Genomic DNA, 19,212 nt, shown 5'->3' with positions numbered 1-19,212 from the left:
TTTTGTTTTCTACTCCGGAAGATCCGATATGCTCAGCTCTTCTGCACTAGCCTCGGACGACCGTCATCCGGCGCACTGGTGGGCCGTGTCACATCGGTGAGCGCCTCCAGCAGCAGGTGTGAAAGATGCGCACGCGGATTATCCCGGGGAACCAGAATGCCGAGGCGCCTCATCAACGGAGGCGAACCAAACGGAATGGTTCGGATCGATGCCGGGAACTCGTTTTCCACACCACGGGCCGGGACAACCGACGAGCCCAGACCATTGGCTACCATCGCGATCACACCTTCCAGCGTGTCGATCTCCATGGTCGACCGGACCGCAATCTGACGCCGTACCATTTCCTCCTGGACGAGTAGCCCCACCCGGGCGGTGCGATTGAACCGCACATAGGGCGTTGTTTCCAGGATTCCCTTGTCCGAGTCTCCTCGTGTCGTGATGTGTGTGATCACCACGAACTCCTCATTGAAGAACGGCATGAACTGCAAGTCCAGGCGCGGGACCTCCGGTTCGGTCACGACAGCCACGTCCAATTGCCGTCGATGCACCGCCCGCTCCAGATCATGGGTAAGGCCCGTGGTCAGGTGGATGTCTACGCGATGCCCCTGCTGGTGCAGTCGCTTCAGTGCAAGAGGCAGGACGCCGGAAACGCAGGTATGCACGGAACCCAGTTTCAGCACGCCTCCGGCCGCCTCTCGCTTGAGCGCAGCACTCATGCTTTCCCAATGGGTCAGAAGATCACGTGCACGATTGGTAAATGCCAGCCCTGCGTCAGTTAGCACGGGGGGCCGTCGACTCCGATCGAAGATGGTGATGCCAAGTTCCTCTTCGAGCGCCCGCATTTGCATACTGACGGCCGAAATCGTCAGCCCGATAGCGTTGCCAGCCTCGGCAAAACTGCCCCGATCAGCGATGGCTACAAGCGTATAAAGCGTTTTGACGTCCATGTCTGACAAATTGGTTTGTGATGCATTCCGCTAGCGCGTGACGCCGACATTTTGCCGCATGGACATCGCGCACGCGGACTAGAGCCCCAGCAGGCGACGCGCATTGCCGCCCATGACCTTTTCCAGGTTCTCCGGACGAATCGGCAACGTCTCGAACCATTGCTTGTAGTCCCGCACCGGACAGAATGGAAAGGAGCTTGCATACAGCATGCGGTCGGCAAGGAACGTGTCGGCCGCCTTGACGTATTCTTCCCAGCCCGGCATGCGCGAGAAGTACATATCCGGCGACAAATACATGTTCGGCCGTCGGAAAGCGATGTGCAGGATCTCCGTAACCCAGGGCCATCCGCCATGTGCAACGACGACCTTGAGCCCCGGAAAGTCCGCCAGGACGCGGTCGGTCTTCACCGGATCGGAATAGCTCAGGTCAGGACCTGCGGTGCCACCGACCATCATGATCACGGGCACGCCCAGATCTTCGCAATGCGCATAGATCGGGTACAGCCGCCGGTCATCGGCATACATCGGAATCGGGTATGACCCAGGCTCGATGTTGATAGCCTTGAAGCCACTGGCCACCGCATCCGAGATCGTCTTGCATGCCGCGACCCGATTGGTCGGATCAATGGACGCGGCGCCAATGAAGCGTTGCGGATAGTCACGCACGATCCGCGACACGTCCTCATTCGACACACTGCCCAATGTCCCGGCGAGACGCCCGACCACAACGCCCTTGTCCACGCCGGCTTCGTCCATTTCCTTGACCAACAATTCCATGGACTGCTGCTGGGCCGCAGGAGACGGCTCGAAGCCAACGGTACGGGTAAAGCCATCACGGCGCTCCCCTGCTGAATACATCAGCGTGTCGAGGAATCCGCCTACTGGTGGTCGAAGTCTGAAATCGATAATCATGGCTTGTCCTGGGTCGGTTTTGCTGCGGAGATGGTCGTCACATCACTTCGTTTTTTCGGTCGTCAGTCTCGCCGTACCTGTGCAGTGCTGGCGGCTTCAACCCTGCGTAGAGCTTTTCGATCCCAGCGTTGATCACTTCGGCGTGCTGCGCAAACAGCGAATTGCCATCCAGATCGCTCTCGACAATGAACGGACCGAAGTTCTCCACCTCGAACATCCACATCGCCTGCGCAATGCCAAGCTCGTCGAGCCAGAACACGTCCTTCACCTGCTTGATACCGCGACCGAGCAGTGCGCCAGTGCCATAACCGACCGTCGTGAGATAGATCGCCCCACCGGGTGCGAGCACGCGCTTGTAGTCGTCGGCAGGCATGCCCCCCTTGCCGATGAAGATGCGGCACGCGGTCTTCTCCATCCACTTCGGTATCCACTTCGAAAAGCGGAAACTTGCGGTGGCCGTCACGGCGCCGACGTTATAGCTACCATCGTCGTTAGGCGCGGCGGCAGGTGAGCAATGAAAGTTGACATTGCTCAGGCCACGAAGCTCGACCGGCGGCTCCAGGCCCTCGTCGAGCACCTTTTTGTAGACGCCTTCCCGCGCTGTGTAGACCACGCCTGTCAGGTAGACGGCAGCTCCCAGTTCGAGCTTGGCAATGTCTTCCGTCGTGGCGGGCAGGTTGATGTGGAAGACCTGCAGTTCATCGTCTTGCGGGCTTACCATTCGACCGTCTCCCTGCGCAGGTATGGGGTGAACCACTGTGGGTCCGTCCGGTATTCGATGTTGCCGTCTGCATGGATTCGCGCAGTGGCGCGTCGTGACGACAGGCAGAACGTATGGAGGCTGATTGGCATCCCACCGGTATGCGTATGGCCGACCTCGATATGGCAGTCGACCACCATCGAGGAACCCACGAAACCCATGGCGCCCATGCCTATGGAGTTACCCAGCTTCATGAGCTCGAGTTCAAGCTCGGCGATCTTCGGATCGGGATTGCGGTCGCCCACCACCCGAAGGCAGGCTGCCTGTTTGCCGAGCTGCATGCACGTATCCTTCGATCCGCCCAGACCGATGCCGACGATCGCAGGCTGACAGGCCAGGCCGCGCTTTCCGAACGCGATCAGGGTATCGAGCACGAATCGTTTGATGCCGTCGATGCCATCGCCGGGAAACAACATCCGGTAATCGGTCCCGAACAGCCCGCCCTTGTGGACAGTGGTGATGTCCACCCAGTCCGAATCGGGCTCGAAGGACCACTCGATCTCGGGTGCATTGATGCCGACGTTGTTGTTGTTATCCGTGCGCCAAAGTGGATGTACCCGATTGGGTCGCAGCGGAACCGCCAGCGTGGCGTCGGCCGTGGCCTTGCGCAACGCGCGCTCCACCGCGACAAAGCCGCGTTGCACCGTGGCGTTATTGCCTACCTTGACGTAGTAGCGAGGCAGGCCGGTGTCGGCGCACATGGGCCGGCGGTCCTGGTCGGCGGCCTCCCAGTTGTCCTGCATGGCGTGGATCACGAATCGCGGCAGTTTGCCGGTTTCGGTCCTTTGCAATGCCTGGATGCCCTGCTTGTAGTCCTTGGGGATCTCGATCGCGGCGCGTTTCATGATTTCGAACGCGGCTTCCTCGACCCGGTCGATAGAGATGGTCATCGTAGCGGTCCTCTATGCTGCAACTTTTGGGGGTTGACCGGCCTCACCGGTAATCAGTGATGTGCCGGGCCTCACGATGTCGAACTTCACCGGAACCATCTCCAGACGAATATCATCGCCATCCGCTGTCACGCGGGTGTAGCGACTGCTATGCAGATCGCCGGGCTCCGGAAAATCCTCGCGAGCATGGGCGCCGCGGCTGTTTTCACGGGCCAGCGCGGAAACAGTGATCACGCGGGACATGTCGACCAGACTTTGCAGATTCAGCCAGTCGTGCCAGGTCACGTTGTAGCGGCGATCCCCATCGGGCACGCCCATGGCCATCAGCGCGTTGCGGTGGTCCGCGACCGACGAGAGTCCTCGGCGCATCGCCTGCTCGTTACGCAGCACGCCAACGTCATCCCACATCGTCTGGGCCAGCGCGTCGCGGAGTTCGTGGATTGCACCCGGCGTCTTTGAGAATGGATATTCCGCGCGTTCGATGCCGCTGAGGATGACCCGCTTGTCCGGCTCTTTCCAGTGCTGAACCTTCGCTGCGTATGCGGCCATGGAATCGCCCGCGATGCCGCCGAAAACGGTTGAGTTCGCTACGCCATTGCCACCCAGACGATTGGCACCGTGCACGCCTCCGCAGTCCTCGCCGGCTGCGAACAGGCCGGGGGACGCCGTGCTGCAGTCCACATCGAATTCCACGCCACCCATCAGATAGTGGGCAGTCGGCACGACTTCCACGCGGCCGCCCGCCAGGTCGAAGCCGCAGTCCTTGCAACGGTTGACCATCCCCGGAAAGGTTTTTGCCACCTTCTCAGGCCCCAGATGACTCATCTGGATATAGACCCCGCCCATCGGGCCGGTCCGGCCTGCGCGCATTTCGGAGTAGATGCCACGGCTGACCACGTCGCGCGTCGCGCGCTCGCCGCGAGGGTCGTAGTTGGTCATGAAGCGATCCCCGTTGCCGTTGATCAGCCAGCCGCCCGCACCGCGCAAGCCCTCCTCGAGCACCGTTCCAGTCATGCGGGTATCCGGCCCACCCAGCAAGCCAGTCGGATGGAACTGCACCATCTCCATGTCGCGAAGGCTCAACCCATAGCGCATGACCATCGCCAGGCCGTCGCAAGTCTTGTCACCGGATGGCGTGTGGTAGCGGTACATCGTGGGTCCGGCGCCCGTCGCCAGCAGTACGGCCTTGGCCTGCACGAACCGATAGGTGCCTTGACGCATGTCGATGAAAAGCACGCCGGAGATACCCGAACCGTCCGCAGCCGGAATCAGTTCGATAGCCCGATGCTCTTCCAGCTCTTCCACATCGAGCGCCCTCACCTGCTCCATCAGGCGGTTGATGATCTCGATGCCCGTCAGGTCAGCCTTGTGGACCGTGCGATCGAAGCTCTGGCCCGCGAATGCCTTCTGATGCAGTGTGCCGTCCGGATTGCGGTCGAAGAAGCAGCCGATCTCGTTTTCAAGTTCACGTACGCGCTCAATGGCACCTTCAACGAGGCGCCAGGCCAGATCCTGGCGCGGCAACCACTTGCCACCTTCGATCGTGTCCATGAAATGACGCTCTACCGAATCGCCCGTGGACAGCGCCACGTTGTAGCCGCCCTGGACCATCCGCGTACAACCGCACTTACCCAGCAGACCCTTGACTGCCACCGATACTCTCAGCGTTGGATTCGCCTTCTTGGCATGCAACGCTGCGAACAGCCCTGCGCCACCAGTGCCAAGGATCAGGATGTCTGTCTTGTAGTTCTCGATCTGCATTTCAAATTACCCCCATGGCAAAGATCACGCCGATACACAGTGAGAGCGCACCTCCCCAGCTAATCCATGACAGGCGCGCATCGCGCGTCGTACTCCATGGCAGAAGCTCCAGCGCCAGCAGCCGAAGGCCAAACGACATGTGGATGGACAGAAGCAGCACGAGGCCCCATTCGCCAAACTTGACTGCGCCCATATCAGCGAACTTCAGGAAGGCGTCCATGCGGGCTTGCTGGTCAAGTGCGAGACCCAGGACGTAGAAGTGAGCCGGCAGGAAAATGCCAAGCGCGAGACCCGACAGCCGATGCCCAAGAAACGCCCAGTAGGCACGGTGATTTCTTGGTGACTTCATGATCCGAGCCCTCCTACCGCGGCCACGGCGCGCAGGCCCATTGAAAGCAGCATCAATCCGAACAGCAGGCAGCAGACCGATGCTGTGCTTCTGCTCAAGCGGCCCCACTCGATCAAAATGTTGCGCAGACCAATGGGCACGTGGACTGCCACGCTGATCACGAACAGGGAGTAGAACGGAATCCAGAGAAGGCTGCCTTGTGTACGGGAAAGGATCTCCGCTGCGGTCAGCCCACCCCGCACCGCATACAGAATGACGCCGAGATGCACGAGCACGAAAGGCGCCATGACCATCGCGCTCAAGCGCTGGAGTGCGAACAGACGCTGCTCCATAGTCAGTCACCTCCCTTCAGGAACTGAAGCAAGGCATTCTTCTTCAAGCCCGCAATGCTTCCAGTGGGACTCAGACTGACCGGGCAGTGGGTCATGCAGTTGCCTTGCGTATGACAGGAATTGCATCCACTGCCCGAGGTGGCCTTCTTCAAGACGTCCTTCGGATCTGCATGACGCTCGTCGTTGTAAAGCGTCCATGCACGATTCAGCGCCGCAGGGCCGAGGTATTCCTTGTCCCATGCCACCACGTCGCACGAGGCATAGCAGACGCCACAGTTGATGCACTCGATGGCAGCATCAGCCATCTTCCGCTTCTTGCTGGTCGGGGACACTGCGGCGGGCGGGTCATGACGTGTGGCAGTGCCAACGAACGTGTTACCCGCTTTCTTCCATTTGTCGAAGAACTCCGACATGTCCACCACGAGGTCCTTGATGCGTGGCATGTTGCGCATCGGCTCGATGACGATCACACCGTCCTCTTCCACGCGACTCACATGTGTGCGGCATGTCCAACGCGGCTTGCCGTTCACCGTCATGGCGCAGGAGCCGCACACGCCAACACGGCAGGCGAATCGATACGACAGTGTTGGATCGATACGGCGCTGCACCTCGGTCACCACATCCAGCACGGTCTGGTTTTCGCGCCACGGCACCTCATACGTCGCGAAGTTTCCGTCCTCGGTGCCGCGGGCAATCTTCACCGTGAGCATGCGTTGCGCGGCCTTTGTCGCCTCCATCACTGTCTCCCGTCTCGTTCGATCCGCGGACGCGCAAACCTGAATGCGTGGCCGTGGTCTTTTGTGGTGTGTTGAAACGAGTTTAAGTAATCGATATTTCTTAATCAATAATTTATAACTCGATATTTTTTTAACTTAAACCCAAAAAATGCCCTTCGGGACACTTCTTTCTTAGAAAGTCAGATCAGCGCCGGAGGAGTGGACGCAAAACCATCCGAATAGATCTCTCGCAGGTAGTCCACAAACACCTGCGACACCCTTGAGGCGTGGGCGGAATAAGGGCGAATGGCGTACAACCAATCGCCAAATGCCCCTGTCGATCGCCACTGCGGCAACACTTCGACCAGGCGGCCGGTCTCCAGAGCGGATTGGGCGCTGAAGTCCGGAAGCAATGCGATGCCCACCCCTTCGATCGCTGCATCACGCAATGCTTCACTGTTGTTCACGGTCAGCGGCCCGGTGACTGGGACGGTTACCGGATCGGCATGCTTCGACCCCGGACTTGCCACCGAAGGCACGAACGTCCAGGTTGTCGCCCCTTGCCGCCTCGGATAGTGCAAACAGGCGTGGTCAACCAAGGCTTGCGGCGTTTCGGGAGACCCTCGGGTGCGCAGGTACGCCCTGCTCGCGACCAGAATTGCGCGCGTCGATGACAGCGTCCAGGCGACGTGGGTTTCCGGCGGGGCTGACGTATGTCGGACTGCGATGTCGAAGCCCTCTTGCGCCAGCGGCCGCAGGCGATCCGACATATCCAGTTCCAACTGGATCTGGGGATACTTCCGCAGGAACTCCGGAAGACGAGGCACAAGCTGTTGTCTGGCAAATGCCACGGGAGCGGTCACGCGCAGAAATCCCCTTGGCGCCCCGGCCAGGTCTCGAACATTGGCGTAGCCCGTGGCAATTTGCTCGAAGGCGCCGCGCATCGACTCCACCAGTTGCCGACCAGCATCGGTCAGGCTCGCGCTGCGCGTGGTCCTCTGAACCAGCGCGATGCCGGTTGCCTTTTCAAGGTCGGTAATGTGCTGGCTCATGGACGCCTTGCTGACGCCGAGACGCGCGGCGGCCTTGCTGAAACTGCCTTGCTGCTGCAGAACAACCAGCCAATGCAGGTGTTCCCAGAGTTCTTCGACGTTCTCTTTGCGCATCCCCATGCTCCCTAAACCGCACATATTCGGTCGATATTTCGTAGCCGTAGCATGCCACCGGATCAAATTCCTGAACAGTAAGTTCGGCGCCACCGGACTACCGAGGGTTCAGGCCGGTCCATACACTGCAGGCATCCACAACGCGGAGGACGATTCCTCCCGCCCCGCACTGACAGGAGATGCCCATGACTGCGCCCTATACCAATACGTCCGAGGTCATTCATTTCATTTCCGGCGAGCCGTATGCAGGCAATGGCAAGCGGTCGCAGGCCGTCTTCAATCCCGCCACCGGCGCGGTAGCACGGCAGGTTCGCCTGGGGACCGTCGAAGACGTCGACGCCGCAGTCGCCTCGGCAGTCGCGGCATTTCCCAAGTGGGCAGATACGCCGCCCATTCGACGCGCCCGGGTGATGCTGAAGTTTTTGGAGCTTATGAATCAGCACAAAGACGAGCTTGCGGCGATCATCACCGCCGAGCACGGCAAGGTCCTCAGCGACGCAGCGGGCGAAGTCAGCCGTGGCATCGACATCATCGAATTCGCCTGTGGCGTGCCGCAACTACTGAAGGGCGACTTCACGGATCAGGTGTCGACCGGCATGGATAACTGGACGCTGCGCCAGCCGCTCGGCGTGGTTGCAGGAATTACGCCGTTCAACTTCCCGTGCATGGTCCCGTGCTGGATGTTCCCGGTTGCGATCGCAACGGGCAATTGCTTCATCCTCAAGCCGAGCGAGCGCGATCCCTCCGCATCGCTCTTCATGGCGCGCCTGCTCAAGGAAGCGGGACTGCCCGACGGCGTGTTCAATGTCGTCCAAGGTGACAAGACCGTGGTGGATGCCCTCCTCCATCATGACGACATCAAGGCGGTCAGCTTCGTGGGCTCCACCCCGATTGCGAACTACATCTACGAAACGGGCGCGAAGCTGGGCAAGCGCGTCCAGGCACTGGGCGGCGCGAAGAACCACATGGTGGTGATGCCCGATGCAGACATCGACCAGGCCGTGGACGGATTGATCGGCGCTGCCTACGGTTCCGCTGGCGAGCGCTGCATGGCGATTTCCGTTGCGGTGCTCGTTGGCGATGTGGCCGACAAGATCATGCCGAAGCTGGAAGCCCGCGCACGCGAACTGATCATCAAGAACGGCATGGAGGCCGACGCCGAAATGGGCCCGGTTGTCACCGGGCAAGCGCTTGAACGGATCGAGAACTACATTGCGCTTGGCGTCGAAGAAGGCGCGAAGCTCGTCGTCGATGGCCGGAACTACAAGGTTCCCGGCCATGAACAAGGCTTCTTTACTGGCGGCACGCTCTTTGACAACGTCACGCCCGAGATGCGCATCTACAAGGAAGAGATCTTCGGCCCGGTGCTGTCATGCGTGCGCGTGGATGATTTCGCGGAAGCGGTAAAGCTGGTCAACGCACACGAATTCGGCAACGGCGTCGCATGCTATACGCGGAATGGTCAGGTGGCCCGCGAGTTTGGTCGCCGCATCGAAGTGGGCATGGTCGGTATCAACGTACCCATTCCTGTCCCGATGGCATGGCACGGCTTTGGTGGCTGGAAGCGCTCGTTGTTTGGCGATACGCACGCATACGGCGAAGAAGGCGTGCGGTTCTACACCCGGCAGAAGAGCATCATGCAACGGTGGCCGAACGACACGGCGCGCGGCGCGGAATTCGCCATGCCGACTGCAAAGTAACATTGTGGAGGACGGGGCCGCGCTGTTCTGCGCGCCTCGTCCAGGCGCGGATTTTACGCAGCCACGCGATCTGGCTACCGTATTAGTGCGGGGTGGCTGCAGACGCCTCCCTGGCTGCCGTCTTCTTCGCCTCCGCACCATATGTCTTGACGAGGTAGTCCACGATGGGCTCGACGTCCTCATCCTTCAGCGGCGCACCGAAAGGCTTCTTCATCTTCTTTACCGTTGCATCCCAATAGGCGCGGGGTCCTTGCCGAAATGAACGACACTCCGATCAGAGACCGTCGCCTGCTTGACATCACGTCGTCTCACGGCAAGCCGGGCACGCTGTAAGGGCCGGCGCTCCGACGCGCGTCGGCACCGATATCTGCAGGCATTGGAAAACAATCGCTACATCATGTGCGGGGCGCTGGCCAGCTACGTGGTATCGCACGTGGAAGACCCTGCGTCCGTTCCTCTCGCCGAGTTTCGCTCCCCTCTTCAGCCCAAAGTTGGGTATCACTAGAATGCGCATGCGACCCGAACTGCTCGACGATGTCGACGGGAGCAGATCCAACAACCGCTGCTGACCGATCTGGCAATATTCTAGGCACAGCAGATGACCGTAAAGCCGAAATGAGTACTGCCGCGTCCCAAGCTTCAGCCTTCTATCGCGAGATCGCTGAGTCGGGAGTGATTTGGTCTATCCGCGACGACAATGGTTTCCCAGCACCGCTCACCTTCACCGGCAGGCGGGCCATGCCGTTTTGGTCGAGCGAATCAAGAGCTCTGGTGGTGATTGGAGGCGTCGCTGCGTATCACGGCTTCCGCCCGGTGGCCATCTCGTGGAACGATTTTCGGGAACGTTGGATTCCGGGACTCACTCGCGACGAACTGCTCGCGGGCATCAATTGGTCTGGCTCCCGGGCAATCGGCTTTGACATCCTGCCCAGTGATCTTGCGAGAAACGTGGAAGCACTGCGCAACTCAGGCTAACTTGAACATTCGCCAAGGGGTCGGCTCTTGCCGTATGGCCCGGGCATGTCAGCGGGCGGCGTCGATCACGCGCGTGCCGGCCAATCTGGGACATTCATCGTTCCGCGTATGGACGGCTCATCAGCGAAGTACATGGATCATCGCGCCGTCCCATACATCGCGGAACGATTCCCGGAACGACGGGCCGTACCTATTTCTCGCCAAGGCGACCCAGTGTCTCCGGCACGATGACGGCGCCCGCCAAATAAATCAGCGTGACGACCCCGAGGAAAATGCTGAGGGTCAGCGGAAGATCTGCTGGTGTGCGGGCAGAAAGCGAGGCAAGCGTGGGCATCATCCCACCAATGGCGAAGCCGATGTTCCAGGACAGACCGGTACCGGATGCACGGATGCTGGTGGGAAACCGCTCGTTCAGGAAGATCAGGATGGGCGCGAAACCCGCGCACCCCAGCATCGAAAGCGCCACGGCATAGACGCCGCGCATCGTCGAGGTTGGCGCGACAGCCATCCACTGATAGAGCATCGGCATCAGAATCAGGCTGGCGAAGCCGATCACCAGGAACGCTTTCTTGCGCCCCACCAGCGTGCTGAAATGCCCCGCCGCTACCGACGCCACGATCACACCGAGGCTGCTCGCCATCAGAATGGCGGAAGACTCGCCAGGCGATGCCTTGACCACCACCTTGAGGAAGGTGGGAAGGTAACCGGATGTCAGGTAGTACGCACTGCCACCGCCCACGGTCAACAGGATGTTGGCGAGCAGAATGCCACGGTACTCACGAGAGAAAAGCGTCCGCAGCGGATGCGCCTGCGTTGGCTGCCCACTGGATTTCTTCGCGGCCTGCAGTTGCTTCCACAGCGGCGATTCCTCGAGCGAGTTGAAGATCACAAGACCCAGCACAGAGCTGAGAATGCCGGCGAAGAACATGCAACGCCATCCCCATGCGTCAAAGGCGTCGCCAGGAAAAAGCGCCGTCATTGCCATGTACGTGACGGAAGCCAGCAACGCACCAATGCCCGCGCCGCCGCCGCCCACCAGGCCGGACACCGCGCCGCGCCACGACGGTGGCACCGATTCCGTGCCGATTGTATGGGTGGAAGCCACCACGCCCCCAACGAAGACACCCTGTATGAGCCGCAGCAGAATGAACAAGACCGGCGCGAACATGCCAATCTGGTTGACGGTGGGGAGCAATCCGAACGCGGCCGTGGACAGGCCCACACCCGTCACGGCCACGACCATCGCACCCTTGCGGCCATTGCGATCCGCGTAGGCGCCGAAGATCGCCGAGCCGAGCGGCCGCATCAGCAGCGTGACGGCAAACGACGCATACACGGCAGCGAGCGAGAGCATCGCCTGTTCAGACGGAAAGAACAGCTTGCCGATCACCGGGGCCACGAACAAGAGAATGAACAGGTCGAACAGGTCAAGCGCCCAACCCATGCAGGATGCCGTCACTGCACCCAGCACCTGCCTGTTACTTGCGGCCACTGGCGCCGCACTTTGCGCGCCGTCCGACGGCACCGCCTGGTTTGCCAGCACTTTCATCTTTGTCTCCTGGTGTTTCTAGTTTTCTTTGACGAGTGCGGGCGACACTCGCGTGGAGCGTCGCCTTCCCTCGTTATCGATCGATGCGCGCCCCGAAGGGGGGCCGAAGGGGGCCGACGGCGTACGATCAGCGTCCGCTGAACTCGGCCTTGCGCTTGGCGTGGAACGCCTCGACGCCTTCGCGGAAGTCTTCCGAACTGCGCAACCGGCTGTAGCAATGCCCTTCCAGTTCGATGGCGATGGACAGCGGCGCGTCCTCGGTATCGTTCAGGAGCTTCTTGGCGGTTCGTTGCGCCAGCGGCGAGAAGGCGCGCAGTTCGTCGACCAGCGCATCCGTAGCGGCCTCCAACTCGGCATCTGCCACGCAGTCCACTGCAATGCCCCATTCGTATGCCTGCTGGCCGCCGATGCGGCGCGAGCGCATGACGATGTCTTTCGTGCGCCCCACCCCCACCATTTTCTGAAGCCGTGCGGAGCCTCCCGATCCCGGAATCTGTCCGAGCTTCTGCTCCGGCAGTGCGTATTCCGTGGTGTTGGTGGCGATGCGGAAATCGCAAGCCAGCGACAACTCGAAGCCCACGCCGAAACAGTAGCCACGGTTGGCTGCAATCACCGGCTTGCCGCATCGCGTGGGCGCCGCCACATTCCACGCGAGCTTCGATACATGCTCGGGCGAGGCTTCGAGGAAGCCGCGGATGTCGCCACCGCTGGAGAAGTGCCGGCCCTCCCCCCGCAGCACGATGACCCGCACCCGGTCATCGGCATCCAGCGCCTCGAATGCGGCCCGCAACTGGTCGCGTGCAGCCATCGAGATCACGTTGTAAGGGGGACGGTGCAGGACGATGTCCGCGCGTTCGCGCGCGGGATCGATCGTGACGGAGAAGCCATCGAGTTCCTGCAGGCGCTGCTGGTCGGGATGAATCAATCGGAATTCCTGGGTCATGTCGTTACTCCGTGATGGGATCGCTATAGGGAAGGGATGAAATGGCGTGGTACTCGCCCGCCGACAGCTTGCGGCGCAGGATCTTGCCGACGGGCGATTTCGGGATGTCATAGACAAACACGTAGCCGCGCGGACGCTTGAAGTTGACGAGATCGGAACCGCGGCAGTAGTCGTCCAGTGCCTGGGCATCCACCGCGCCCCGTGGCTTGACGAATGCCACCACCTTCTGTCCCCAGCGCGCATCGGGCACGCCAGCCACGGCTACCTCATCCACGCCTGGGTGCAGCGACAGCACCGATTCGATGTCGGCGGGCGAGATGTTCTCGCCGCCGCTGATGATCATGTCGTCCACGCGACCGGTAACGTACAGGTCGCCATCGGCATCGAAGTAGCCAATGTCGCCAGTGAAATACCAGCCGTCGCGCAGGGATTTCGCATTGGCGTCGTCGCGGTTCCAGTAACCCTCGAACGCTTCGTCGCCGCGCAGGTCGGCAATGATCTGGCCTTCCTCGCCGGTTGCCACAACATCTTCTGGCGAGTCAGCGTCGAGCCGGGCAATGCGCAGCCGCGTGTTCAGGCCAGCACGGCCGGCACTGCCGGGCTTGCGCGGTGCGTCCTGGTGGATGCTGCAGGTATAGACCTCGGAGGACCCATAGTGATTGACGAAGAGTTCTGGCCGGAACGCGTCTTCCAGCCGGTTCAGGAGCCCATCGTTCATGGCGGCGCCAGCGAAACCGAGCTTCGTGACGGTGCGCACGTCCGTGCCCGCGAAGGCCGGGTCCGCCAGCAGGTCGTGGTAGAGCGTAGGCACCAGATAGAGACAACTCACCCGATGCGTGGTAATTGCCTGCAGCGCCTGCGACGCATTCCATCGCCGCACGCAGACAAACAGCCCGTCGACCAACGCCATGGCCAGCAGCGAGCGCACACCCATCGTGTGATACAGCGGCATGACGCCGAGGGTCCGTTCGCCATGCCGGTACAGGTTCTGCGCGACGTGCGCCAACGCTGCTGCACGTTCCTGCCGGTGGCGGCGCGGCACGCCCTTGGGTCTTCCGGTGGTGCCGGAGGTGTACAGCATGAGCGATACATCGCCGGCTTCGGCCAGCGCACCCTCGCCATGGGGCGTCGCGCCCAGAAGCAGGTCGAATGAGAGCGAGCCGCCGGGTGCATCGTCCAGACCAATGCAGGGAATATCGCCCGCGCCATCGCAGTCCAGCACGGCATCGGCGCTCACCGGTTCGTACACCAGCGCCTTCACGGCGGCATCACGCAGGCAGTAGTCCAGTTCATCCGGCTTGGCGCGCCAGTTCAGCGGCACGATGACGATGCCCGCGAACTGGCATGCCCAATGCAGCGTCGCCATCTCCCAGCGGTTCTGCAACAGCGTGACGATGCGATCGCCGGGGTGCAGGCCCATATCCAGCAGGCCGGCGGCCACGCAGCGGATGCGCGCCAGCCACTGCTCGTAGGTCAGCATCAACTCGCCGTCGACGATGGCAAGTGCGCGAGGACTCCGCTCCACGCTTTGCAGAAAGGTCCGACCGAGATCAAGCATGGCAAGGCTCCCCGGCGGCGGATCGGGCGCTCTCGCTCTGGCGCGCTTGCGCACGGCTGGCCGCCACGTCGAGCACGGCGGCGACAATCGGCGTGTATCCGGTGCAGCGGCACAGGTGGCCGGACAGCATGTCGCGAACCTGTGCCTCGGTTGGCTGTGGCACGCGTTCCAGGTAGTCCGCGCATGACATCAGGATGCCCGCGGTGCAGAAGCCGCACTGCAGCGCGTGATGGCGCCGGAATGCTGCCTGCAAATCGCCCAGACCTGCGTCGGACCCGAGTCCTTCGACAGTCTCGATGTCACGGCCATCGGCCTGAACGGCCAGCATCAGACACGAACGCGCGGCCACACCATCGACGCGAACCGTGCAGGCACCGCAGACGCCGTGCTCGCAGCCCACATGGGTGCCGGTGGCACCGAGTCCGTGACGCAGGAAATCGGACAACAGTTCGCGCGATTCGCATTGGCCTGTCCTGTTCGCGCCATTCAGGATCAAGGTGATGTTGTGGCGCTCGTCACGCCGCATCACCGGGAACGCACTCACCGGTGCGGCCTTGGGGGTCTTGCTCATCTTGCCTCCTCGATTACGCGCATGCCCAACTGCCGCACCAGATGCCGGCGGTACTGCGCGCTGATATGGGCGTCGTCCTGCGCGCCCAGCTTCCAGCTAAAGTCGTTGATCGCATCCAGCAGCGCCTTGCCATGCAGGCGCGGCCATGTCTCCAGCACGGGCCGGTCCGATACGCCACCCACCGCGAGCGCGATGGCGTCGTCAGTGACCACGGCAGCGCAAGCGACCAAGGCAAAATCACCATGCCGCGCCGAGAACTCGGAGAAGCCATATCGCGCGCCCGGCTTCCGCAGCGGAAAGCGGACCGCCTCGACCAGTTCGTCCGGCTCACGGCATGTCATCAGCATCCCTTGGAAGAAATCGGACGCGGGCAGCACGCGGCGGCGGCGCTGCGAACGCAGTACAACCTCGCCACCCAGCGCGGTCAGCACGAGCGGCAGTTCGGCGCTCGGATCGGCGTGCGCGATGGAGCCGCACACCGTGCCGCGATTGCGAATCTGGAAATGAGAGATGTGCGGAAAGGCCATGGCGAGCAACGGAACCTCGTCCATCAAGGACGGCCGCCATTCCACGCGGCCCTGCGTGGCGGCTGCACCCACCACGAGCTTTCCGTCCTCGACACGCACGGTGTCCAGCTCCGTGGTGCGCGAGATATCCACGAGCAGTTGCGGCTGCGACAAACGCATGTTCAGCACGGCCATCAGCGACTGTCCGCCGGCCATCACGCGCACTCCGTCGTCGCCCGAGGCCAGTGCTTGCAGCGCATGCTCCGTCGTTTCGGCACGCAGGTAATCGAATGCTGCGGGCTTCATTTGCGCACTCCCAGTCGCACCAGCAGGCGCGTGATCCAGCCTGGCCTGGAGGTTGGCTTGCCACTGGCTTGCCGGCCGAGCGATTCGAACAACTGGCGCAGCACCACCTTGGCGGCACCTTCAAGCATGCGGCCGCCGACTGCGGCGACTTTCCCGGATACCTCGGCCTCGTAGTCGTACGTCAGCCGCGTGCCAGAGCCATGTGGTGCCAACTCGACCAGCCCTGCTCCGCGCGCACTTCCCAGCGACGACAGACCCGCCCCTTCGAGACGCAGCCGATGGGGTGGCTGCAGGTCCGACAGCGCGATCTCGGCTTCATAGCGCGCCTTGATCATGCCGATCCCTACGGTTACGTCAGCGCGATAGCGGTTGTCGCCGATGCGTGTGAGGGCGTGGCACCCCGGCACGACGTTGGCGAGCGCGACCGGGTCCAGCAGGACGGCAAAGATGGCCTCCGGCGTTGCATCCAGATCTACCGAGCCGCGCGCGGTCAGTGCCTTGCCACGCTCTCCGCCTTTGCCATTTGCCGGGGCGTCTCCAGATGCTTCGGCCAGCGCGGGCGTCGACGGCGGCGGATCGTCGAAGCCGATCATCGACATCACCTTGGCGGGTACGAGCGGCAGGCGTATATCGCTCACGCCGAGCGCATCCGCCACCGCGTTGGCGATGCACGGCGGCGTGCTCATGTTGTTGCCTTCGCCCAGGCCCTTTGCACCGAGAGGTGTGAAAGGGCTCGGTGTTTCCAGATGGACGATCAGCGGGTCAGGCACTTCGCAGGTGGTGGGCATCAGATAGTCCGCCAGCGTGCCGGACTGGAAGCTGCCATCGGCGCCATAGCGCAGCTCTTCCATCAGTGCCGCGCCAAGCCCCTGCGCGAACGCGCCGCGGATCTGCCCATCGGCCAGTGCCGGGTTGAGTAGCTTGCCGGCGTCGTGCGCGGTGACATAGCGGTCAATGCGAACGCGTCCAGTCGCCCGATCGATCTCCACACCGCAAAGGTCGAAAACAAAGCCATAGCAGGCGGAAGTATTGACACGATCCTGTTCGTCCGGCGCATCGAGGTTGGGCGGAGACCAGAAGACCGTTTCGCGAAGACCTGGCTCCTCGCCTGCCGACAACAACTGCGGCGACCAGTGCGGCGCATTGCTGGCTGCGCGTGCGAACGGCACGGCAGTATCGGGAGCACCGTTGCGCTGAATGCGGCCATTGGCAAAGTCGATATCGGCAGGCTCGCAACCCAGTTGGGAGGCGACGATGCGCGCCAGCTTCTCGCGTACCCGCATAGCCGCCAGATGCACGGTGCCGGCGACGGCACCGGCGAAACGGCTGGAGTAGTTGCCGGCCGCGACCGACCAAGCATCCTTGTGGGTATCGAATTCGACGTTGACGACGACATCGTTCGGGTCAACGCCCAGCACGTCGGCCACCACCTGTGCGCAGACCGTCATGTGTCCCTGGCCTGCCGGGGTGGATGCGATGGTCACCACCACGCCGCCAAGCAGGTCCACGCTGACCGTCGCGCTGGCAATGGCACCATTCTTCGGACCGGCCTTGCGACGGGCCTCCACCGGCGTGGCCGTGGTGATGTAGCCCATGTTGGACACCGAGGGCTCGACAATGGCTGCAAACCCGATGCCGTACAACCTGCCGTCCGCACGCGCGGCATCCCGTCGCGATTTCAGTTCGTCGTAGCCACCAGCTTCCAGCGCGCGAGACATCGCCAGTGGGTAGTTGCCGGAATCGAGCAGCGCGCCCGCTGCCGCGTGATAGGGAAACGCATCGGCCGGAACAAAGTTTCGACGATAGACATCGAGCGGGTCCAGACCGAGTTCCACGGCGATCCGCTGGATCAAACGTTCCAGTGCAAAGTACACCTGCGGCCCGCCGAAACCGCGCACGAGGCCGGTCGGCGTCTTGTTGGTCAAGACCACGCGGTTGCGCACCAACAGGTTTGGAATCGCATAGGCGCCCGTCAGCAGGCCGTGCATGCGATAGAACGTGGCGGGTTCCGGCGCACGCAGGTAACCGCCGCAATCTTCAAGCTGGTCATACGACAGCGCGACGATGCGGCCATCTGCCTCGACTGCTGCTTCCAACGTAGACAGCCGAGCCGTTGCAGAGGTGGCCGCCGTCAGATGTTCGAGACGATCTTCCACCCACTTCACCGGTGCCCCTGCCTTGCGCGAGGCCAGACACATCAGGACGACATAAGGAAACACCGCCTGCTTGACGCCGAAGCTGCCGCCTGAGTCGCGCGGCGCCACATGGCGCAGGCGATTGGCCTGCACGCCCAACGCCATCGCCATCACGGCGTGCAGGGAGAACGGCCCCATGAAGTTCGATGTCACCTGGTAGCCTTCGTTACCCGGCAGATGTTCGGCAACAACCACCCCGCATTCGATCGGCGTGCAGGTGCTGCGTGGGTAGTGGGCCGTCAACGATACGCGGTGCGGCGCTGCCTGGAATGCGGCCTCCGGCTCCCCATAACGGAAATGACGATCGCTGACGATGTTGCTGTCGAGCTTGGGATGGAGCACCGGTGCGTCCTCGGACGCTGCGGCCTCGATGGAAACCAGCGGGGGCAGCACCCTGTACTCCACTCTCATCAGGTCAAGCGCGTCTTCTGCCAGCGCGCGACTTTCCGCCACGACAACTGCCACCGGCTCCCCGACGTATCGGACACGGTCCATGGCAAGCGCCCATTGCTCCATGGGCAACTTCACGCCGACCACGAAGGGCCGGGACCAGGCGGGAAGATCGGCGCCGGTCAGGATGGCGCGCACACCCGGCGCCTTGAGTGCGGCGGCGGCGTCGATGACGCCCAGTTCGGCATGCGCATGAGGCGAGCGCAGTACCGCAGCGTGCAAGGTGCCGGGCCGAACGCCGAGGTCATCGGCAAACCGGCCCCTGCCACTCAGGATGGCGGGGTCTTCAAGGCGCTCCATCGGCCGGCCAACGTGCCGCGCCGGCGATATCGCCTGTGTCTCCTGTGCCGTGCCGGTCATGTCGCCAGCATCGAATCTCTTCATTTGCTACTCCAGTCTGCGGGTCAGCTCCGGGCCGATGGGCCACTGGAACCGTGCAACGTCAGACGGAGATTAGAGAGATTGCGATATAACGACTAATATTGTTTTTTGATTCGGTCCATCATTTCATATGATATGAAGAACATATGCTTTGAGACATCCTCAAAGCCTGGAAATAGGCGGCCACGGCGCATCACCGCAAGCGCGTCTATATTTTGCGCTAGCGCGCGTCATCATAAATATTG

At 62.1% G+C, this 19,212-nt stretch carries 18 protein-coding genes; 2 read left to right on the top strand and 16 right to left on the bottom strand.

Annotation, left to right across the window (positions count from 1 at the left end; genetic code table 11):
* Window positions 1-32: 32 nt before the first annotated feature.
* The 9 genes from GA566_RS05360 to GA566_RS05320 all read right to left on the bottom strand — a co-directional run bounded on the left by GA566_RS05360 (window position 33) and on the right by GA566_RS05320 (window position 7,833).
* The gene (locus GA566_RS05360; protein WP_160471899.1) at window positions 33-947 is read right to left on the bottom strand and encodes a LysR family transcriptional regulator; all 915 of its coding nucleotides are present in this window, start codon (window positions 945-947) and stop codon (window positions 33-35) included.
* Between the two features lie 78 nt (window positions 948-1,025).
* A complete protein-coding gene (locus GA566_RS05355; protein ID WP_160471897.1) occupies window positions 1,026-1,859 on the bottom strand; it encodes an amidohydrolase family protein in 834 nt (277 codons plus the stop codon).
* A gap of 37 nt (window positions 1,860-1,896) precedes the next feature.
* Window positions 1,897-2,580 (bottom strand): fumarate hydratase C-terminal domain-containing protein, encoded by a 684-nt coding sequence (locus tag GA566_RS05350; protein ID WP_160471895.1) that lies wholly within the window; start codon window positions 2,578-2,580, stop codon window positions 1,897-1,899.
* Window positions 2,574-3,509 carry a fumarate hydratase gene (locus GA566_RS05345; protein ID WP_137925697.1) on the bottom strand — a complete coding sequence of 312 codons (936 nt, stop codon included), beginning with the start codon at window positions 3,507-3,509 and terminating at the stop codon, window positions 2,574-2,576. The genes GA566_RS05350 and GA566_RS05345 overlap by 7 nt, the downstream gene beginning before the upstream one ends.
* 12 nt (window positions 3,510-3,521) lie before the next feature.
* Window positions 3,522-5,270, bottom strand: coding sequence for an L-aspartate oxidase (locus tag GA566_RS05340; protein WP_160471893.1), 1,749 nt, complete (start codon window positions 5,268-5,270; stop codon window positions 3,522-3,524).
* Between the two features lies 1 nt (window position 5,271).
* The gene (locus GA566_RS05335; protein ID WP_137925699.1) at window positions 5,272-5,619 is read right to left on the bottom strand and encodes a succinate dehydrogenase; all 348 of its coding nucleotides are present in this window, start codon (window positions 5,617-5,619) and stop codon (window positions 5,272-5,274) included.
* A complete protein-coding gene (locus GA566_RS05330) occupies window positions 5,616-5,951 on the bottom strand; it encodes a succinate dehydrogenase (protein WP_137925700.1) in 336 nt (111 codons plus the stop codon). The genes GA566_RS05335 and GA566_RS05330 overlap by 4 nt, the downstream gene beginning before the upstream one ends.
* A 2-nt stretch (window positions 5,952-5,953) precedes the next feature.
* Complete coding sequence (locus tag GA566_RS05325; RefSeq protein WP_137925701.1) at window positions 5,954-6,688, bottom strand: succinate dehydrogenase/fumarate reductase iron-sulfur subunit; 735 nt, start codon at window positions 6,686-6,688, stop codon at window positions 5,954-5,956.
* Window positions 6,689-6,867: 179 nt separating this feature from the next.
* Entirely contained in the window at window positions 6,868-7,833 is a 966-nt protein-coding gene (locus tag GA566_RS05320) for a LysR family transcriptional regulator (RefSeq protein WP_137924394.1), read from the bottom strand.
* A gap of 185 nt (window positions 7,834-8,018) precedes the next feature.
* On the opposite strand from GA566_RS05320, the gene GA566_RS05315 reads away from it, so the two are divergent.
* On the top strand, window positions 8,019-9,533 hold the full coding sequence (locus tag GA566_RS05315) for a CoA-acylating methylmalonate-semialdehyde dehydrogenase (RefSeq protein ID WP_160471891.1): 1,515 nt from the start codon (window positions 8,019-8,021) through the stop codon (window positions 9,531-9,533).
* Window positions 9,534-9,615: 82 nt separating this feature from the next.
* Here the strand turns inward: GA566_RS05315 and GA566_RS33535 are convergent, their stop codons facing one another.
* On the bottom strand, window positions 9,616-9,747 hold the full coding sequence (locus tag GA566_RS33535) for a hypothetical protein (RefSeq protein WP_255459302.1): 132 nt from the start codon (window positions 9,745-9,747) through the stop codon (window positions 9,616-9,618).
* Window positions 9,748-10,148: 401 nt separating this feature from the next.
* Between GA566_RS33535 and GA566_RS05305 the strand changes: the two genes are divergently transcribed.
* Window positions 10,149-10,508, top strand: coding sequence for a DUF2750 domain-containing protein (locus GA566_RS05305; RefSeq protein WP_160471889.1), 360 nt, complete (start codon window positions 10,149-10,151; stop codon window positions 10,506-10,508).
* A 190-nt stretch (window positions 10,509-10,698) separates the two neighbouring features.
* Here GA566_RS05305 and GA566_RS05300 read toward each other — a convergent pair whose 3' ends face one another.
* From GA566_RS05300 to GA566_RS05275, 6 genes are all read right to left on the bottom strand, one after another.
* Entirely contained in the window at window positions 10,699-12,057 is a 1,359-nt protein-coding gene (locus GA566_RS05300; RefSeq protein ID WP_160471888.1) for an MFS transporter, read from the bottom strand.
* Between the two features lie 127 nt (window positions 12,058-12,184).
* Window positions 12,185-13,000: an enoyl-CoA hydratase/isomerase family protein gene (locus GA566_RS05295; protein WP_160471886.1), complete on the bottom strand. Its 816-nt coding sequence runs from the start codon at window positions 12,998-13,000 to the stop codon at window positions 12,185-12,187.
* A 4-nt stretch (window positions 13,001-13,004) separates the two neighbouring features.
* Window positions 13,005-14,558, bottom strand: a complete 1,554-nt coding sequence (locus GA566_RS05290; protein ID WP_160471884.1) for an AMP-binding protein — start codon at window positions 14,556-14,558, stop codon at window positions 13,005-13,007.
* Window positions 14,551-15,129 carry a (2Fe-2S)-binding protein gene (locus tag GA566_RS05285; protein WP_137928487.1) on the bottom strand — a complete coding sequence of 193 codons (579 nt, stop codon included), beginning with the start codon at window positions 15,127-15,129 and terminating at the stop codon, window positions 14,551-14,553. Before GA566_RS05285 ends, GA566_RS05290 begins: the two co-directional genes overlap by 8 nt.
* The gene (locus tag GA566_RS05280; RefSeq protein ID WP_137928488.1) at window positions 15,126-15,941 is read right to left on the bottom strand and encodes a xanthine dehydrogenase family protein subunit M; all 816 of its coding nucleotides are present in this window, start codon (window positions 15,939-15,941) and stop codon (window positions 15,126-15,128) included. The genes GA566_RS05285 and GA566_RS05280 overlap by 4 nt, the downstream gene beginning before the upstream one ends.
* Window positions 15,938-18,970: a molybdopterin cofactor-binding domain-containing protein gene (locus GA566_RS05275; protein WP_160471883.1), complete on the bottom strand. Its 3,033-nt coding sequence runs from the start codon at window positions 18,968-18,970 to the stop codon at window positions 15,938-15,940. Before GA566_RS05275 ends, GA566_RS05280 begins: the two co-directional genes overlap by 4 nt.
* Window positions 18,971-19,212: the final 242 nt, after the last annotated feature.

Origin of the sequence: Cupriavidus sp. SW-Y-13 (assembly GCF_009793345.1) — a bacterium.
Lineage (GTDB): Bacteria > Pseudomonadota > Gammaproteobacteria > Burkholderiales > Burkholderiaceae > Cupriavidus.
Note: the sequence above shows the minus strand (reverse complement) of the source record. Positions and strands in the feature narration are given on the sequence as shown.

Excerpts from the sequence above, each read along its gene's own strand:
- GA566_RS05360 (WP_160471899.1), bottom strand. The coding sequence starts at position 947 with ATGGACGTCAAAACGCTTTATACGCTTGTAGCCATCGCTGATCGGGGC.
- GA566_RS05355 (WP_160471897.1), bottom strand. The coding sequence starts at position 1,859 with ATGATTATCGATTTCAGACTTCGACCACCAGTAGGCGGATTCCTCGAC.
- GA566_RS05350 (WP_160471895.1), bottom strand. The coding sequence starts at position 2,580 with ATGGTAAGCCCGCAAGACGATGAACTGCAGGTCTTCCACATCAACCTG.
- GA566_RS05345 (WP_137925697.1), bottom strand. The coding sequence starts at position 3,509 with ATGACCATCTCTATCGACCGGGTCGAGGAAGCCGCGTTCGAAATCATG.
- GA566_RS05340 (WP_160471893.1), bottom strand. The coding sequence starts at position 5,270 with ATGCAGATCGAGAACTACAAGACAGACATCCTGATCCTTGGCACTGGT.
- GA566_RS05335 (WP_137925699.1), bottom strand. The coding sequence starts at position 5,619 with ATGAAGTCACCAAGAAATCACCGTGCCTACTGGGCGTTTCTTGGGCAT.
- GA566_RS05330 (WP_137925700.1), bottom strand. The coding sequence starts at position 5,951 with ATGGAGCAGCGTCTGTTCGCACTCCAGCGCTTGAGCGCGATGGTCATG.
- GA566_RS05325 (WP_137925701.1), bottom strand. The coding sequence starts at position 6,688 with ATGGAGGCGACAAAGGCCGCGCAACGCATGCTCACGGTGAAGATTGCC.
- GA566_RS05320 (WP_137924394.1), bottom strand. The coding sequence starts at position 7,833 with ATGCGCAAAGAGAACGTCGAAGAACTCTGGGAACACCTGCATTGGCTG.
- GA566_RS05315 (WP_160471891.1), top strand. The coding sequence starts at position 8,019 with ATGACTGCGCCCTATACCAATACGTCCGAGGTCATTCATTTCATTTCC.
- GA566_RS33535 (WP_255459302.1), bottom strand. The coding sequence starts at position 9,747 with ATGAAGAAGCCTTTCGGTGCGCCGCTGAAGGATGAGGACGTCGAGCCC.
- GA566_RS05305 (WP_160471889.1), top strand. The coding sequence starts at position 10,149 with ATGAGTACTGCCGCGTCCCAAGCTTCAGCCTTCTATCGCGAGATCGCT.
- GA566_RS05300 (WP_160471888.1), bottom strand. The coding sequence starts at position 12,057 with ATGAAAGTGCTGGCAAACCAGGCGGTGCCGTCGGACGGCGCGCAAAGT.
- GA566_RS05295 (WP_160471886.1), bottom strand. The coding sequence starts at position 13,000 with ATGACCCAGGAATTCCGATTGATTCATCCCGACCAGCAGCGCCTGCAG.
- GA566_RS05290 (WP_160471884.1), bottom strand. The coding sequence starts at position 14,558 with ATGCTTGATCTCGGTCGGACCTTTCTGCAAAGCGTGGAGCGGAGTCCT.
- GA566_RS05285 (WP_137928487.1), bottom strand. The coding sequence starts at position 15,129 with ATGAGCAAGACCCCCAAGGCCGCACCGGTGAGTGCGTTCCCGGTGATG.
- GA566_RS05280 (WP_137928488.1), bottom strand. The coding sequence starts at position 15,941 with ATGAAGCCCGCAGCATTCGATTACCTGCGTGCCGAAACGACGGAGCAT.
- GA566_RS05275 (WP_160471883.1), bottom strand. The coding sequence starts at position 18,970 with ATGAAGAGATTCGATGCTGGCGACATGACCGGCACGGCACAGGAGACA.